This is a genomic window from Pseudomonas paraeruginosa PA7, assembly GCF_000017205.1.
GTDB lineage: Bacteria > Pseudomonadota > Gammaproteobacteria > Pseudomonadales > Pseudomonadaceae > Pseudomonas > Pseudomonas paraeruginosa.
Genome location: NC_009656.1, coordinates 5256173 through 5271958 on the forward strand (window position 1 = coordinate 5256173; position 15786 = coordinate 5271958).

General features: G+C 65.8%; 13 protein-coding genes. 11 read left to right on the forward strand and 2 right to left on the reverse strand.

Features of this window, described 5'->3' with window-relative positions; genetic code table 11:
• The first annotated feature begins 2 nt into the window (after positions 1-2).
• Both PSPA7_RS24360 and PSPA7_RS24365 read left to right on the forward strand, forming a co-directional pair.
• The gene (locus PSPA7_RS24360; RefSeq protein WP_012077252.1) at positions 3-1616 is read left to right on the forward strand and encodes an ABC transporter substrate-binding protein; all 1614 of its coding nucleotides are present in this window, start codon (positions 3-5) and stop codon (positions 1614-1616) included.
• Between the two features lie 93 nt (positions 1617-1709).
• Positions 1710-3308 (forward strand): ABC transporter substrate-binding protein, encoded by a 1599-nt coding sequence (locus tag PSPA7_RS24365; RefSeq protein ID WP_012077253.1) that lies wholly within the window; start codon positions 1710-1712, stop codon positions 3306-3308.
• A 57-nt stretch (positions 3309-3365) separates the two neighbouring features.
• Here the strand turns inward: PSPA7_RS24365 and PSPA7_RS24370 are convergent, their stop codons facing one another.
• The gene (locus tag PSPA7_RS24370; RefSeq protein WP_012077254.1) at positions 3366-4583 is read right to left on the reverse strand and encodes a M24 family metallopeptidase; all 1218 of its coding nucleotides are present in this window, start codon (positions 4581-4583) and stop codon (positions 3366-3368) included.
• A gap of 168 nt (positions 4584-4751) precedes the next feature.
• On the opposite strand from PSPA7_RS24370, the gene psdR reads away from it, so the two are divergent.
• The 8 genes from psdR (at position 4752) to PSPA7_RS24410 (ending at position 14505) form a co-directional block, all read left to right on the forward strand.
• The gene (gene psdR / locus PSPA7_RS24375) at positions 4752-5315 is read left to right on the forward strand and encodes a transcriptional regulator PsdR (RefSeq protein WP_012077255.1); all 564 of its coding nucleotides are present in this window, start codon (positions 4752-4754) and stop codon (positions 5313-5315) included.
• 264 nt (positions 5316-5579) lie between these two features.
• The gene (locus tag PSPA7_RS24380; protein WP_012077256.1) at positions 5580-7181 is read left to right on the forward strand and encodes an ABC transporter substrate-binding protein; all 1602 of its coding nucleotides are present in this window, start codon (positions 5580-5582) and stop codon (positions 7179-7181) included.
• Between the two features lie 225 nt (positions 7182-7406).
• Complete coding sequence (locus PSPA7_RS24385; RefSeq protein ID WP_079262206.1) at positions 7407-8861, forward strand: OprD family outer membrane porin; 1455 nt, start codon at positions 7407-7409, stop codon at positions 8859-8861.
• Between the two features lie 49 nt (positions 8862-8910).
• Positions 8911-10506: an ABC transporter substrate-binding protein gene (locus tag PSPA7_RS24390; protein WP_003153101.1), complete on the forward strand. Its 1596-nt coding sequence runs from the start codon at positions 8911-8913 to the stop codon at positions 10504-10506.
• A 67-nt stretch (positions 10507-10573) separates the two neighbouring features.
• Complete coding sequence (locus PSPA7_RS24395; RefSeq protein ID WP_003110329.1) at positions 10574-11584, forward strand: ABC transporter permease subunit; 1011 nt, start codon at positions 10574-10576, stop codon at positions 11582-11584.
• Between the two features lie 11 nt (positions 11585-11595).
• Positions 11596-12507, forward strand: a complete 912-nt coding sequence (locus tag PSPA7_RS24400) for an ABC transporter permease subunit (protein WP_004347993.1) — start codon at positions 11596-11598, stop codon at positions 12505-12507.
• 52 nt (positions 12508-12559) lie between these two features.
• Positions 12560-13534 carry an ABC transporter ATP-binding protein gene (locus PSPA7_RS24405; RefSeq protein ID WP_003094451.1) on the forward strand — a complete coding sequence of 325 codons (975 nt, stop codon included), beginning with the start codon at positions 12560-12562 and terminating at the stop codon, positions 13532-13534.
• Positions 13534-14505, forward strand: coding sequence for a peptide ABC transporter ATP-binding protein (locus PSPA7_RS24410; RefSeq protein WP_003153098.1), 972 nt, complete (start codon positions 13534-13536; stop codon positions 14503-14505). Before PSPA7_RS24405 ends, PSPA7_RS24410 begins: the two co-directional genes overlap by 1 nt.
• A 33-nt stretch (positions 14506-14538) precedes the next feature.
• Here the strand turns inward: PSPA7_RS24410 and PSPA7_RS24415 are convergent, their stop codons facing one another.
• On the reverse strand, positions 14539-15171 hold the full coding sequence (locus PSPA7_RS24415; protein WP_012077258.1) for a LysE family translocator: 633 nt from the start codon (positions 15169-15171) through the stop codon (positions 14539-14541).
• Positions 15172-15312: 141 nt separating this feature from the next.
• Between PSPA7_RS24415 and PSPA7_RS24420 the strand changes: the two genes are divergently transcribed.
• The gene (locus tag PSPA7_RS24420) at positions 15313-15786 is read left to right on the forward strand and encodes an Lrp/AsnC family transcriptional regulator (protein ID WP_003094456.1); all 474 of its coding nucleotides are present in this window, start codon (positions 15313-15315) and stop codon (positions 15784-15786) included.

Consider the following 15786-nt stretch of genomic DNA (forward strand, 5'->3'; position numbering starts at 1 on the left):
CCATGCGTAGAAACGCCGTCATCCGCTCCGCGATCATGCCGTCCCTGCTCGGCGCCGCCCTGATCGCCAGTGTTCCCCAGGCCTTCGCCAGCAACCTGATCTTCTGCTCGGAAGGCAGCCCGGCCGGCTTCGATCCCGCCCAGTACACCACCGGTACCGATTTCGACGCCGCGGCGGAGACCGTCTTCAACCGGCTGACCCAGTTCGAGCGCGGCGGCACCCGGGTGATCCCCGGCCTGGCGGAGAGCTGGGAGGTCGGCGACGACGGCAAGACCTACACCTTCCACCTGCGCAAGGGCGTGAAGTTCCACAGTACCGACTACTTCAAGCCGACCCGCGAATTCAACGCCGACGACGTGCTGTTCACCTTCGAACGCATGCTCGACAAGAACCATCCGTTCAGGAAGGCCTACCCCACCGAGTTCCCCTACTTCACCGACATGGGCCTGGACAAGAACATCGCCAGGGTCGAGAAGCTCGACGAGCACACGGTGAAGTTCACCCTCAACGAGGTCGACGCCGCCTTCATCCAGAACCTGGCGATGCCCTTCCCGTCGATCCAGTCCGCCGAATACGCCGCGCAACTGCTCAAGCAGGGCAAGGCCAGCGACATCAACCAGAAGCCGATCGGTACCGGGCCCTTCGTGTTCAGCCGCTACCAGAAAGATGCGCAGATCCGCTTCAAGGGCAACAAGGACTATTGGAAGCCGGGCGAAGTGAAGGTCGACAACCTGATCTTCGCCATCAACACCGACGCCTCGGTGCGCGCGCAGAAGCTCAAGGCCGGCGAGTGCCAGATCACCCTCAACCCGCGCCCCGCCGATCTCGACGCACTGAAGAAAGACCCGAACCTGAACCTGCCGTCGCAGGCCGGCTTCAACCTCGGCTACATCGCCTACAACGTCACCCACAAGCCGTTCGACCAGTTGGAAGTACGCCAGGCGCTGGACATGGCGGTGAACAAGAAAGCGATCATCGATGCCGTCTACCAGGGCGCCGGCCAGTTGGCGAGCAACGGCATGCCGCCGACCCAGTGGTCCTACGACGAGACCATCAAGGACGCGCCCTACGATCCGGCCAAGGCCAAGGAGCTGCTGAAGAAGGCCGGCGTCGCCGAGGGCACGGAGATCACCCTCTGGGCCATGCCGGTACAGCGTCCCTACAACCCCAACGCCAAGCTGATGGCGGAAATGCTGCAGAACGACTGGGCGAAGATCGGCATCAAGGCGAAGATCGTCACCTACGAATGGGGCGAATACATCAAGCGCGCCAAGGGCGGCGAGCACGACGCCATGCTGATCGGCTGGAGCGGCGACAACGGCGACCCGGACAACTGGCTCGGCACCCTCTACGGCTGCGACGCGGTGGACGGCAACAACTTCTCGAAATGGTGCGACGCCGGCTACGACAAGCTGGTCAAGGACGCCAAGCGCACCACCGACCAGGGCAAGCGCACCGAGCTGTACAAGCAGGCCCAGCACATCCTCAAGGAGCAGGTGCCGATCACCCCGATCGCCCACTCCACCGTCTACCAGCCGATGCGCAAGACGGTCCGGGACTTCAAGATCAGCCCCTTCGGCCTGAACTCGTTCTACGAGGTCAGCGTCGGCAAGTAGCTTCGCCTGCCAGCCGCGCCGCCCCGCCACGAGCGCGGCGGCGCCTCCCCCCGGGGCGTCCGACCCGGCCGTCCCGTTCCAGAGGAGTCATCCATGCGACCATGCTCTGCCCTGCGCTACAGCCTGCTGCTGCTCGCCTTCGCCGCCAGCGCCGCCATCCAGGCTCAGCCGAAGACCCTGGCGGTATGCACCGAAGCGGCGCCGGAAGGGTTCGATCCGGCCCGCTATACCTCCGGCTATACCTTCGACGCTTCCGCCCATCCGCTGTACAACGCGCTGGCCGCGTTCGCTCCGGGCAGCGCCACGGTGATCCCGGCCCTGGCGGAAAGCTGGGACATCTCCGCTGACGGCCTCGTCTACACCTTCCGCCTGCGCCAAGGCGTGAAATTCCACAGCACCGATTATTTCAAGCCAAGCCGCGAATTCAACGCCGACGACGTGCTGTTCAGCTTCCAGCGCATGCTCGACCCGCGGCATCCCGCCCACGACCTTTCTCCCAGCGGCTACCCCTACGCCGACGCCATGCAACTGCGCGAGATCATCGAGCGTATCGAGAAGATCGACGAGCACCAGGTGCGCTTCGTCCTCAAGCACCCGGAGGCGCCGTTCCTGGCCGACCTGGCGATGCCGTTCGGCTCGATCCTCTCCGCCGAGTACGCCGGCCAGTTGATCGCCCTGGGCAAGGGCGACGAACTCAACAGCAAGCCGATCGGCACCGGTCCGTTCGTCCTCACCCGCTACCGCAAGGACGCTCAGGTGCGCTACGCGGCCAATCCCGACTATTGGAAGGGCAAGCCGGCCATCGACCACCTGGTGCTGGCGATCACCCTCGACCCCAACGTGCGCGTGCAGCGCCTGCGCCGCAACGAATGCCAGATCGCCCTGACGCCCAAGCCGGAAGACATCGCCGCGCTGCGCCAGGACCCGCAGCTGACCGTGCTCCAGGAGGCGGCGATGATCACCTCCCACGCAGCGATCAATACCCGGCACAAGCCGTTCGACGACCCCCGCGTGCGCCGCGCGATCTCCCTGGGCTTCAACAAGCCGTCCTACCTGAAGATCGTCTTCGGCGACCAGGCCCGCCCGGCCATCGGCCCGTACCCGCCGATGCTGCTCGGCTACGACGACAGCATCCACGACTGGCCCTACGACCCCGCACAGGCCAAGGCCCTGCTGAAGGAAGCCGGGGTCGCCCCGGGCACCCCGCTGAACCTCTACATCAGCACCGGCAGCGGCCCCGGCGGCAACCCGGCGCGGGTGGCGCAACTGATCCAGTCCGACCTGGCCGGGATCGGCCTGCAGGTGAATATCCGCCAGTTCGAATGGGGCGAGATGGTCAAGCGCACCAAGGCTGGCGAGCACGACATGATGCTCTACAGCTGGATCGGCGATAACGGCGATCCGGACAACTTCCTCACCCACAACCTCGGCTGCGCCTCGGTGGAATCCGGCGAGAACCGTGCGCGCTGGTGCGACAAGGCGTTCGACGAGGCGATCCGCAAGGCGCGCATGAGCAACGACGAGAGCCAACGGGTAGCGCTGTACAAGGAAGCGCAGCGGATCTTCCACGAACAGATGCCCTGGCTGCCGCTGGCCCACCCGCTGATGTTCGACGCGCAACGCAAGAACGTCGGCGGTTACCGCATGAGCCCGATGTCGGCACGGGACTTTTCCCGGGTCACGCTGGAGTGAGGGAACAGCCGGCGATGCCAGCGGGGTCCAGGCCCCCGCTCGCCGCCGGCGCGCGGCTCAGCCTTGCAGGCCGAACGGATCGTCGATCGACGGGCTCGGCTGGGTGAACCAGCACGGCCCCTGCGCCGTCATGTAGAAGTGATCTTCCAGGCGGATGCCGAACTCGCCGGGCACGCAGATCATCGGTTCGTTGCTGAAGCACATGCCGACGTCCAGCGGCGTGCGGTCGCCACGCACCAGGTAGGGACCTTCATGGACGTCCAGGCCGATGCCGTGCCCAGTGCGGTGCGGCAGGCCGGGCAAGCGGTAGTCCGGCCCCAGGCCGTTGGCTTCCAGCGAACGCCGCGCGGCGGCGTCCACCGCCTCGCAGGGCTGGCCCAGGCGCGCGGCGTCGAAGGCCGCCAGCTGGGCGTCACGCTCCATCGCCCAGAACTCGCGCTGACGAGTGCTGGGCATGCCGAATACGTAGCTGCGGGTGATGTCCGACTGGTAGCCGTGGAGCTGGCAGCCGGTGTCGATCAGCACCATGTCGCCCCCCTTCAGCACCTGCGCGTGCTTCACCCCATGGGGGAAGGCGCTGGCGGCGCCGAACAGGACGATGCAGAAGGTCGAGCCGGGGGCGCCCACCTTGCGGTGCGCCTGGTGGATGAATTCGGCGACCTCGGTGGTGCTGATGCCTTCGCGGAGAATGCTCGCCGCAGCCTTCTGCACTTCCAGGGTCATGTTCTTGGCCCGCTGCATCAGCGCCAGTTCCTCGGCCGACTTGCGCATCCGCCCCTGGTCGACCAGCGCCGCGGCGCTGACGAAGGACCGCGCCGGCGCCAGCCAGCGCAGCCGGTCGAACATCTCGAACGGCAGGGTCGGGCACAATGCGACCGGACGCGCCTCGTCGATGCCGAGCGCGGCCAGGCGCTCGAGCAGCAGGCGGTAGGGATCCTGGTGTTCCTCCCAGGTGTGGATGATGCCGTCGACCACCTGGAAGTCGCGTACCGTACCTTCCTCGAAGGCCGGCGCAAGGTATTCGAGCGCTCCTTCGGCGGGCAGCAGGGCGCCCACCAGGCGTTCGCTGGGGTGCCATTGCACACCGCTGAAGTAACGCAGATTGCTGCCCGCATGCAGGTAGGCCGCGGCGATGCCGCGCTCACGCATCCAGGCCTGGGCCGCGGCGATGCGCTGGCGATAGGCCGGCAGGCCGATCGGCTGCGCACCGTCCGTCATGTTCCGCAGACGCGCCAGCGCCTGCTCAGGGGTACTACCGCCAACACCCACGGTCATTTGTTGTTCTCCTCGTCTGGACCGGGCTGGAATTTAAGTCGAGCTTAAATTCAGGTCAAAGCAAATTTTCAGTCACACTTAAAAAATACTGCCTCGGGTAGTTCATCTGTCAGACTTCATTGACGCACCGCGCTGGGTATACTGCGCCTTTCAACAAGAGTCTCCCCAATGACCGTAGACCGCATCGGCGAACGCCTGCGTCGCTATCGCCGCGCCGCCAAGAAAACCCTGCACCAAGTCGCCAGCGAATCCGGTCTCACCGCGAGCTTCCTTTCCCAGGCGGAGCGCAACCTCACCGGCGTATCGATCTCCTCCCTGGCCAACATCGCCAAGTCGCTGAACATCCCGCTCAACGCCCTGTTCGACCAACCGGCCCAGCCACAGCCCGATTCCCACGAAGGCGAACGGGTGCGCTACACCATCGAGGGCCAGCCGCTGGCCTACGAGCGCCTGTCCAGCTCCTTTCCCGGCAACCTGATCAACGCGGTGAAGATGAACATGCCGGTGGGCTATCAGTCCGAGCTGATTTCCCATGAGGGCGCGGAGTTCTCCTACGTTCTTTCCGGACAGATCGTCTACACCATCGAAGGCCGCCAGTATCCCCTCGGTGCCGGCGACTCGGTGCATTTCGACGCCACCAAGACCCACTGCCTGGCCAATGTCGGCAACGACGTGGCGGAAGTCCTGACCATCACCACCATGGGCCTGTTCGACGACCATCCAGCGCCCTGACGCAGCCGCAACGCGCCAATCCTCCCTGTCAGGCAAACGTTTTCGTAAGAGAAATGTTAGTCATGCTTAATTTTCGTTGACCACAATTTCAGCATGACTTAATTTCGGCATCAGCGAATCGTCGACCAACAACAAGCGGACGATCGCTGTCGCCGCACAGGGTCCATGGCTGTCATCCGCCATCCATGGAAAGGCGAGAGTTGCCATGGCCCACAAGGCCGATCCTCAGACGATGCCCTTAGAAAAAGAAAAAATGAGGTTTGCATGCGTAAGATCCTTCCCGTTCGGGCCTGGCTGGCAGCCGGTCTGATCCTCGGCACCCCGTTCTCCCACGCCGCCAGCAACCTGGTGTTCTGCTCGGAGGGCAGCCCGGCCGGTTTCGATCCCGCCCAGTACACCACCGGTACCGATTACGACGCGACCTCGGTCACCCTGTTCAACCGCCTCGTCCAGTTCGAACGCGGCGGCACCCGGGCGATCCCCGGCCTGGCGGAGAGCTGGGACATCGGCGACGACGGCAAGACCTACACCTTCCACCTGCGCAAGGGCGTGAAGTTCCACAGCACCGACTACTTCAAGCCGACCCGCGAGTTCGACGCCGACGACGTGCTGTTCACCTTCCAGCGCATGCTCGACAAGAACCATCCGTTCAGGAAGGCCTACCCCACCGAGTTCCCCTACTTCACCGACATGGGCCTGGACAAGAACATCGCCAGGGTCGAGAAGCTCGACGAGCACACGGTGAAGTTCACCCTCAACGAGGTCGACGCCGCCTTCATCCAGAACCTGGCGATGGACGTCGCTTCGATCCAGTCCGCCGAATACGCCGGGCAGTTGCTAGAGGCCGGCAAGCCGCAGCAGATCAACCAGAAGCCGATCGGTACCGGACCCTTCATTCTCAGTCGCTACCAGAAGGACGCGCAGATCCGCTTCAAGGGCAACAAGGACTACTGGAAGCCGGAAGACGTGAAGATCGATAACCTGATCTTCGCCATCAATACCGACGCCGCCGTGCGCGCGCAGAAACTCAAGGCCGGCGAGTGCCAGATCACCCTCAACCCGCGCCCCGCCGACCTCAAGGCCCTGCAGGAAGCGGCGAACCTGAAGGTGCCGTCGCAACCGGGCTTCAACCTCGGCTACATCGCCTACAACGTCACCCACAAGCCGTTCGACCAGTTGGAAGTGCGTCAGGCGCTGGACATGGCGGTGAATAAACAGGCGATCATCGATGCCGTCTACCAGGGCGCCGGGCAACTGGCCGTGAACGGCATGCCGCCGACCCAGTGGTCCTACGACGAGACCATCAAGGACGCCCCGTTCGATCCAGCCAAGGCCCGCGAACTGCTGAAGAAGGCCGGCGTCGCCGAAGGCACCGAGATCACCCTCTGGGCCATGCCGGTACAGCGTCCCTACAACCCCAACGCCAAGCTGATGGCCGAGATGATCCAGGCCGACTGGGCGAAGATCGGCATCAAGGCCAGGATCGTCAGCTACGAATGGGGCGAGTACATCAAGCGCGCCCACGCCGGCGAGCACGACGCCATGCTGTTCGGCTGGACCGGCGACAACGGCGACCCGGACAACTGGCTGGCGACCCTCTATGGCTGCGACTCGATCAACGGCAACAACGTCTCCAAATGGTGCGACGCCGGCTACGACAAGCTGGTCAAGGAAGCCAAGCGGGTCACCGACCAGGACAAGCGCAGCGAGCTGTACAAGCAGGCCCAGCACATCCTCAAGGAGCAGGTGCCGATCACCCCGATCGCCCACTCCACCGTCTACCAGCCGATGAGCAAGTCGGTCCACGGCTTCAAGATCAGTCCCTTCTCGCGGAACGCCTTCTATGGCGTAGCCAACCAGCCCTGATGCCGACGCCGCCCCGGTCGTGAAACGACCGGGGCGCAGAAGAACGGCACGACTTCGTACTTCATTTTTTTGCTTTTCCTGCCCGTGTTCCAGAACGGCGCTACGCGCGTTCCGCCAGGAACGCTCGCCGCGCCGTCTTCGACCGCCGCGCCCCGGCGCAGGCGAAACCGGCGCAAACCTGGTGGTGAAACAGGTGCCAACGACAACAATAAAGGGAGCAATCAGGTGATGAGAAACCAACGTGTGACCAGCGCTACGCTGGGGCTGGCCTTGCTGGCTGCGAGCGCGCCGGGCTGGGCGGCCGACGAGCAGGAAAACCCGCCGGCCCCGGACAACCCGAGCTACGCCGCCGAAGTGCAGAGCATTCCCAGCGTGGCGAAGCCGATCAAGGGCCAGGCCGGCGCCACCGGGCTGGTCGAAGGCCAGAGCCTGACCCTGACCACCCGCAACTTCTACTCGCGGGAAAACATGAAGGACAGCTTCACCTTCCGCATTCCCAAGGCCGGCGGCGGCTCCCAGCGCATCCACCAGCGCAACGCCTGGGTCCAGGGCACCGTTCTCAAGTACAGCTCGGGCTACACCCAGGGCACCGTCGGTTTCGGTTTCGACGTCGCGGCATTCAACGAGATCGCCCTGGAGCGCGGCAAGGGCCGCATCGGCGGCGGCGGCAACCGGACCCTGGCGAACAGCGACGGCGAGGCGCTCGGCGAGTGGTCCAAGCTGGGCGTCGCCAACATCCGCCTGCGCGCCTCCAACACCGAATTCAAGGCCGGTCGCTTCCTGGTCAACACTCCGGTGTTCAGCTACATCGACAACCGCGCCCTGCCCTCCAGCTTCACCGGCTTCGCCGTGACCAGCGAGGAGCTGGACAACCTCAGCCTGCAGGCCGGCAGCTTCCGCAAGGTCAGCCCGCGGACCGGCTCCGGCGACGAGGACATGACCACCGAGTACGGCACCCGCCAGGTCAAGGGCGACCGCCTGAACTACCTCGGCGGCAACTACAAGCCGCTCGACGGACTGGAGATATCGCTCTACGGCTCGCACTTCCAGGACGTCTGGAACCAGTACTACCTCGGGGTCACCCACGACATCGGCGACCTGGAGAACGGCATCGCCCTGCGCACCGCCTTCAACGGCTACCACACCGGCGACACCGGCGCGCGCGAAGCCGGCTACATCGACAACGACACCTGGAGCCTGGCCTTCACCCTCGGCCATCGCGCCCACGCCCTGACCCTGGCCTACCAGCAGGTCGATGGCAACGAATACTTCGACTACGTGCACGAGACCTCGGCGATCTTCCTCGCCAACTCGATACTCGCCGACTACAACAGCCCCAACGAGAAATCCGCGCAGATCCGCTACGAGACCGACTGGAGCTACTACGGCGTACCCGGCCTGAGCACCGGGGTGTGGTACGTGAAGGGCTGGGACATCGACGGCACCCACTACGACGGCGACCGCAACGGCGCCTACGGCAACTATGCCGAGGTGCGCGCCCAGGACGGCGAGAAACACCACGAACTGGGCCTGATGGCGGCCTACAAGGTGCAGAACGGCCCGATCAAGGACAGCACCTTCAAGCTCACCTACATGATGCACAAGGCCAGCCAGAACCAGATCGACGGCAGCGTCAACGAACTGCGCCTGGTCAGCACCTTCCCCTTCAACCTGCTGTAAACCTGCGACAACCGGCGGCCCCGGCGACGGGGCCCACGAGGAGGACTCCATGCTCCATCCGTTGCTCCGACACCTGCCCCTGGCCCTGGCGCTATGCGCCGCCGGGACGGCCCAGGCGAAGAACCTGGTGGTCTGCACCGAGGCCAGCCCGGAAGGCTTCGACATCGTCCAGTACACCGGCGCGGTCACCGCCGACGCTTCCGCGGAAACCGTGTTCAGCCGCCTGCTCGCCTTCCGCCCCGGGACCACCGAAGTGATCCCCGGGCTGGCCGAGCGCTGGGACGTCAGCGCCGACGGACTGAGCTATACCTTCCACCTGCGCCCCGGCGTGAAATTCCATACCACCGACTACTTCAAGCCGACCCGGAGCCTGAACGCCGATGATGTGCTGTGGAGCTTCCAGCGCGCCCTCGATCCGAAGCATCCCTGGCATGCCTCGGCGCCGCGCGGCTACGCCTACTTCGAGGCGATGGGCATGGGCGAGCTGATCAGGTCGGTGGAAAAGGTCGACGACCTCACCGTGCGCTTCGTCCTCAACCGTCCCGAGGCGCCATTCCTGCGCGACATGGCGATGCCCTTCGCGTCGATCTATTCCGCCGAGTACGGCGACCAGTTGCTCGCCGCCGGCAAGCAGGGCCAGCTGAACAACCAGCCGATCGGCACCGGGCCCTTCGTCTTCAAGCGCTACGCCAAGGATGCCCAGGTCCGCTACACGGCGAACCCGGACTACTACGCCGGCAAGCCGCCGATCGACAACCTGGTGTTCGCCATAACCCTCGACCCCAACGTGCGCATGCAGAAGGTCCGCGCCGGCGAATGCCAGGTCTCGCTGTACCCGAAGCCGGAAGACGTTCCGCGCCTGAAGCGGGATCCCAACCTGGCGGTGGACGAGATCGATGCCCTGCTCACCACCTACATCGCCATCAATACCCGGCACAAGCCGCTCGACGATCCGCGCGTGCGCCAGGCGATCAACCTCGCGGTGGACAAGAAGGCCATGCTCGACGCGGTGTTCGGCCCCGGCGCGGCCACCCCTGCGGTCGGTCCCTACCCGCCGACCCTGCTCGGCTACAACCACTCGATCCAAGACTGGCCGCACGACCCCGAACGTGCAAAGGCGCTGCTCAAGGAGGCCGGCGCGGAAAACCTGAAGATCACCCTGTTCATTCGCAACGGCACCTCGCCTACCATCCCCAATCCGGCTCTGGCGGCACAGATGCTGCAAGCGGACCTGGCCAAGGCCGGCATCCAGATGACCATCCGTTCGCTGGAGTGGGGCGAGCTGCTCAAGCGTTCGAAGGCTGGCGAGCACGACCTGTCGCTGCTCGGCTGGGCCGGCGACAACGGCGACCCGGACAATTTCCTCAGCCCGAACCTGAGCTGCGCCGCCGCCGAGTCGGGGGAAAACCAGGCGCGCTGGTGCGACAAGGACTTCGAGGCGCTGATGCGCAAGGCCCGCGAGCTGAGCGACCCGGCCGAGCGGGCGAAACTGTACGAGCAGGCCCAGGTGGTATTCCACGAACAGGCACCGTGGATTCCGCTGGCCTACCCGAAACTGTTCAACGTCCGGCGGAACACCGTCCAGGGCTATGTGATCAATCCGCTGAGCAACAACAACTTCGCCACCACCTCGGTGAAGCCGTAGAAGAACAAGGGCCACAGCCCCGTCGATGGCGGGGCGCATGGCTCGCGATGAGGAGTTACCCGCCACCATGCTTAGTTTCATTGCTCGACGACTGGGGCTGCTGATCCCCACCTTCTTCGGCGTGACCCTGCTCACCTTCGCGCTGATCCGCCTGATTCCCGGCGACCCGGTGGAAGTGATGATGGGCGAGCGCCGCGTCGACCCGCAGATGCACGCCGAGGCCCTGCACCGCCTGGGCCTGGACAAGCCGCTGTACCAGCAGTACCTGGACTATGTCGGCAACCTCGCCCAGGGCAACCTTGGAAAATCCATACGCACACATGAGCCTGTCTGGAATGAGTTTCTCACGCTATTTTCAGCCACCCTGGAACTTTCATTCGCAGCAATGCTTTTTGCCGGCACACTCGGCCTCCTAGCAGGAGTGGTAGCCGCACTCAAGCGAGGTTCGATTTTTGACCACGGAGTAATGACAATATCTCTAGCGGGCTACTCAATGCCGATTTTTTGGTGGGGCCTGCTCTTGATCATGCTCTTTTCCGTTTCATTAGGCTGGACTCCTGTTTCTGACCGTATCGGCGTGCTGTATGAGGTGGAGCCGAAGACCGGCTTCATGCTCATCGACACCCTGCTCTCCGACGAGGAAGGCGCGTTCCTCGACGCCGTGCGCCACCTGATCCTGCCGGCCATCGTGCTGGGCACCATCCCGCTGGCGGTGATCGCCCGCATGACCCGCTCGGCGATGCTCGAGGTCCTGCGCGAGGACTACGTGCGCACCGCCCGCGCCAAGGGCTTGTCGCCGGCCCGGGTGGTCTTCGTGCACGCCCTGCGCAACGCGCTGATCCCGGTGCTGACGGTGTTAGGCCTGCAGGTCGGCACCCTGCTCGCCGGCGCGGTGCTGACCGAGACCATCTTCTCCTGGCCGGGCATCGGCAAGTGGCTGATCGACGCCATCAGCGCTCGCGACTATCCGGTGGTGCAGAACGGCATCCTGCTGGTCGCCACCCTGGTCATCCTGGTCAATTTCGTCGTGGACATCCTCTACGGCCTGGCCAACCCACGCATTCGCCACCAACGCTGAGGAGCGAGCCGATGAACGCCATGCACAACGCTCCCGCCAGCGACCCGAGCCTGGTCTACCCATCCCCGCTGAAGGAATTCTGGCAAGCCTTTACCCGGAACAAAGGTGCCGTCGGCGGCCTGCTGTTCATGCTGCTGATCGTGTTCTGCGCGCTGTTCGCCCCCTGGGTCGCGCCCTACGATCCGAGCGAACAGTTCCGCGACTTCCTGCTGACCCCGCCGTCCTGGCTGGAGGGCGGCCAGGCGCGTTTCCTGCTCGGCACCGACGAACTGGGCCGTGACCTGCTCTCGCGGCTGATCCACGGCGCCCGCCTGTCGCTGCTGATCGGCCTGTCCTCGGTGGTGATCTCGCTGATCCCCGGCATCCTCCTCGGCCTGCTCGCCGGCTTCTCGCCGAACCGCGCCGGGCCGCTGATCATGCGCCTGATGGACATCATGCTGGCGCTGCCGTCGCTGCTGCTGGCGGTGGCCATCGTGGCGATCCTCGGCCCGGGCCTGATCAACACCGTGATCGCCATCGCCATCGTCTCGCTGCCAGCCTACGTGCGCCTGACCCGCGCCGCGGTGATGACCGAGCTCAACCGCGACTACGTCACCGCCTCGCGCCTGGCCGGCGCCGGCACCCTGCGCCTGATGTTCGTCTGCGTGCTGCCGAACTGCATGGCGCCGCTGATCGTCCAGGCCACCCTGAGCTTCTCCTCGGCAATCCTCGACGCCGCCGCCCTGGGCTTCCTCGGCCTCGGCGTGCAACCGCCGACCCCCGAGTGGGGCACCATGCTCGCCTCCGCCCGCGACTACATCGAGCGCGCCTGGTGGGTGGTCAGCCTGCCCGGCCTGACCATCCTGCTCAGCGTGCTGGCGATCAACCTGATGGGCGACGGCCTGCGCGACGCCCTCGACCCGAAACTGAAGAACGCGGCATGAGGAGCACGACCATGAACCCCGCACCCGTACCCGCGCCACAGGAGACCGCCGCATGAGCCTCCTCGACATCAAGAACCTCAGCGTGCGCTTCGGCGACACCACCGCCGTACCCGTGGTCGACGGCCTCGACCTGAGCGTCGACAAGGGCGAGGTGCTGGCCATCGTCGGCGAGTCCGGCTCCGGCAAGTCGGTGACCATGATGGCCCTGATGGGCCTGATCGACGCCCCCGGCTGGGTGTCCGCCGATCACCTGCGCTTCGACGGCCACGACATGCTCACCCTCAAGGGCCGCCAGCGCCGGCGCATCGTCGGCAAGGACATGGCGATGGTCTTCCAGGACCCGATGACCGCCCTCAACCCCAGCTACACCGTCGGCTACCAGATCGAGGAAGTCCTCCGCCTGCATCTCGGCCTGCGCGGCAAGGCCCTGCGCCAGCGCGCCCTGGAGCTGCTCGAGCGGGTCGAGATCCCGGCCGCCGCCAGCCGCCTCGACGCCTACCCGCACCAGCTCTCCGGCGGCATGAGCCAGCGCGTGGCCATTGCCATGGCCATCGCCGCCGAGCCCAAGCTGCTGATCGCCGACGAGCCGACCACCGCCCTCGACGTGACCATCCAGGCGCAGATCATGGAGCTGCTGCTGAACCTGCAGCGCGACCAGGACATGGCGTTGATCCTGATCACCCACGATCTCGCCGTGGTCGCCGAGACCGCCCAGCGCGTCTGCGTGATGTACGCCGGCGAGGCGGTGGAGATCGGCGGCGTGCCGGCGCTGTTCGACCGCCCGACCCACCCCTACACCGAGGCGCTGATCAAGGCGATTCCCGAGCACTGTGCCGGCGAAGCCCGCCTGGCCACCCTGCCCGGCATCGTGCCCGGGCGCTACGACCGTCCGCGCGGTTGCCTGCTGTCGCCACGCTGTCCCTATGCCCAGGAGCATTGCCGCCAGGAACGGCCGGCCCTGGAGGCGCACGAGCGCGGCGCGGTGCGCTGCTTCTATCCGTTGAACCTGCTGAACGAGGTGGCCTGATGGAAACCGTTCTGACCGCCCGTGATCTGACCCGTCACTACGAAGTCTCCCGCGGCCTGTTCAAGGGCCACGCCCAGGTACGCGCGCTGAACGGCGTGTCGTTCGAATTGGAAGCCGGCAAGACCCTCGCCGTGGTCGGTGAGTCCGGCTGCGGCAAGTCGACCCTGGCGCGCGCCCTGACCCTGATCGAGGAACCCACCTCCGGCTCGCTGAAAATCGCCGGGCAGGAAGTCAAGGGCGCCAGCAAGGACCAGCGCCGGCAGTTGCGTCGCGACGTGCAGATGGTCTTCCAGAACCCCTACGCCTCGCTCAATCCGCGGCAGAAGATCGGCGACCAGCTGGCCGAGCCGCTGCTGATCAACACCGCGCTGTCGCGCGAGGAGCGCCGCGAGAAAGTCCAGCAGATGATGCGCCAGGTCGGCCTGCGCCCGGAACACTACCAGCGCTATCCGCACATGTTCTCCGGCGGCCAGCGCCAGCGCATCGCCCTGGCCCGGGCGATGATGCTGCAACCCAAGGTGCTGGTGGCGGACGAGCCGACCTCGGCCCTCGACGTGTCGATCCAGGCCCAGGTACTGAACCTGTTCATGGACCTGCAGCAGCAGTTCCGCACCGCCTACGTGTTCATCTCGCACAACCTGGCGGTAGTCCGCCATGTCGCCGACGACGTTCTGGTGATGTACCTCGGCCGACCGGCGGAGATGGGGCCGGCGGACAAGCTCTACGAGAACCCTCTGCATCCCTACACGCGCGCGCTGCTCTCGGCGACCCCGGCGATCCATCCGGACCCGACGAAGCCGAAGATCCGCATCCAGGGCGAACTGCCGAACCCGCTGGACCCGCCGCAGGGCTGCGCCTTCCACAAGCGCTGCCCCTACGCCACCGAGCGCTGCCGCAGCGAGGTGCCCGAGTTGCGCCCGCTCGACCAGCGCCAGGTGGCCTGCCACCACGCCGAGCAGTTCCTCGGCTGAGCCACGACGGGGCGCTCGCCGCCCCGTCTGCCTTCAGAGCTGGCGCAGCAGCGCCAGCCTCACTCCGAAACCGATCAGCAGCCCACCGAAACCCCACTGCTGCAGGCGCTGCGCCAGGGGCCGGGAGGCCAGCCAGCGCCCGAGGCGGCCACCGGCCAGGGCGTAGGCGCAGTCGAAGGCCAGCCCGACCAGTACCAGTATCGAGCCGAGCGCGGCGAACTGGAGGGCCAGCGAACCGGCCTGGGGACTGACGAACTGCGGCAACAGCACCGAACAGAACAGCAAAGCCTTGGGATTCAGCAGGTTGGTCAGCAGCCCGCGCAGCAACGCCCGGCGGTCGGCGTGCGGCACCAGTGGCGCGGAACCCGCGTCGCTGGTCGGCAAGGCCAGTCCGCCACCGCGCAGCATCTGCAGGCCGAGCCAGGCGAGGTAGGCGGCGCCGAGCAGGCGCACCAGGTCGAAGGTCCAGGGCGCGGTACGGAACAGCAGCGCCAGCCCGGTCGCCGCCATCAGCACATGGCAGGCCCGCGCCAGGGCCAGGCCGAGGGCGGTGACCAGCGCCGCGCGCCGCCCCTGGCGGGCGCCGGTCTGGAACAGCAGGAGCATGTCCGGTCCGGGGACCAGGTAAACCACCGCCAGGGCAATCAGGAAAGCGCTCGTGTCCATCGCATTGGCTCCAGGAAGGTGACCCGGATAGCGATTCTATGCCCGCAAGGCAAGGCAGGTGCTTGCGTTTTCCACCAGTCGAAGCATTCTGTTTGGCAGGAAATTCCACTCCATGAAGACTATCCATCCGGATATGCCAAGATGAAACTCGACGCCTATGACCATCGCATCCTCGCCGCCCTCCAGCGCGACGGCCGCCTGAGCAACGTCCAACTGGCCGAGGAGATCGGCCTTTCGCCTTCGCCCTGCCTGCGCCGCGTGCGCCTGCTGGAAGAGGCCGGGGTGATCCGCGGCTACCAGGCCAGCATCGACCGCGACGAGGTCGGCCTCGGCCTCACGGTGTTCGTCGGGATCAAGGTGGAACGCCATCGCCAGGAACAGGCCGAAGCCTTCCACCGGGCAGTGGTCGACCTGCCGGAAGTGATCTCGGTGCACCTGGTCTCCGGCGAGTCGGACTTCCTCCTGCAAGTGGTGGTCCCCGACCTGCGCGCCTACGAACGCCTGCTCAGCGAAACCCTGCTGCGCCTGCCCGGGGTCAGCGACATTCGCAGCAACTTCGCGATCAAGACGGTGAAGGCGCCCTCGCCGCTGCCGCTCGGCCACCTGGCCGGCTGA

Coding starts and splice junctions, on each gene's coding strand:
- PSPA7_RS24420 (WP_003094456.1), top strand. CDS start 15,313: ATGAAACTCGACGCCTATGACCATCGCATCCTCGCCGCCCTCCAGCGC.
- PSPA7_RS24400 (WP_004347993.1), top strand. CDS start 11,596: ATGAACGCCATGCACAACGCTCCCGCCAGCGACCCGAGCCTGGTCTAC.
- PSPA7_RS24365 (WP_012077253.1), top strand. CDS start 1,710: ATGCGACCATGCTCTGCCCTGCGCTACAGCCTGCTGCTGCTCGCCTTC.
- PSPA7_RS24380 (WP_012077256.1), top strand. CDS start 5,580: ATGCGTAAGATCCTTCCCGTTCGGGCCTGGCTGGCAGCCGGTCTGATC.
- PSPA7_RS24410 (WP_003153098.1), top strand. CDS start 13,534: ATGGAAACCGTTCTGACCGCCCGTGATCTGACCCGTCACTACGAAGTC.
- PSPA7_RS24370 (WP_012077254.1), bottom strand. CDS start 4,583: ATGACCGTGGGTGTTGGCGGTAGTACCCCTGAGCAGGCGCTGGCGCGT.
- psdR (WP_012077255.1), top strand. CDS start 4,752: ATGACCGTAGACCGCATCGGCGAACGCCTGCGTCGCTATCGCCGCGCC.
- PSPA7_RS24360 (WP_012077252.1), top strand. CDS start 3: ATGCGTAGAAACGCCGTCATCCGCTCCGCGATCATGCCGTCCCTGCTC.
- PSPA7_RS24390 (WP_003153101.1), top strand. CDS start 8,911: ATGCTCCATCCGTTGCTCCGACACCTGCCCCTGGCCCTGGCGCTATGC.
- PSPA7_RS24415 (WP_012077258.1), bottom strand. CDS start 15,171: ATGGACACGAGCGCTTTCCTGATTGCCCTGGCGGTGGTTTACCTGGTC.
- PSPA7_RS24395 (WP_003110329.1), top strand. CDS start 10,574: ATGCTTAGTTTCATTGCTCGACGACTGGGGCTGCTGATCCCCACCTTC.
- PSPA7_RS24405 (WP_003094451.1), top strand. CDS start 12,560: ATGAGCCTCCTCGACATCAAGAACCTCAGCGTGCGCTTCGGCGACACC.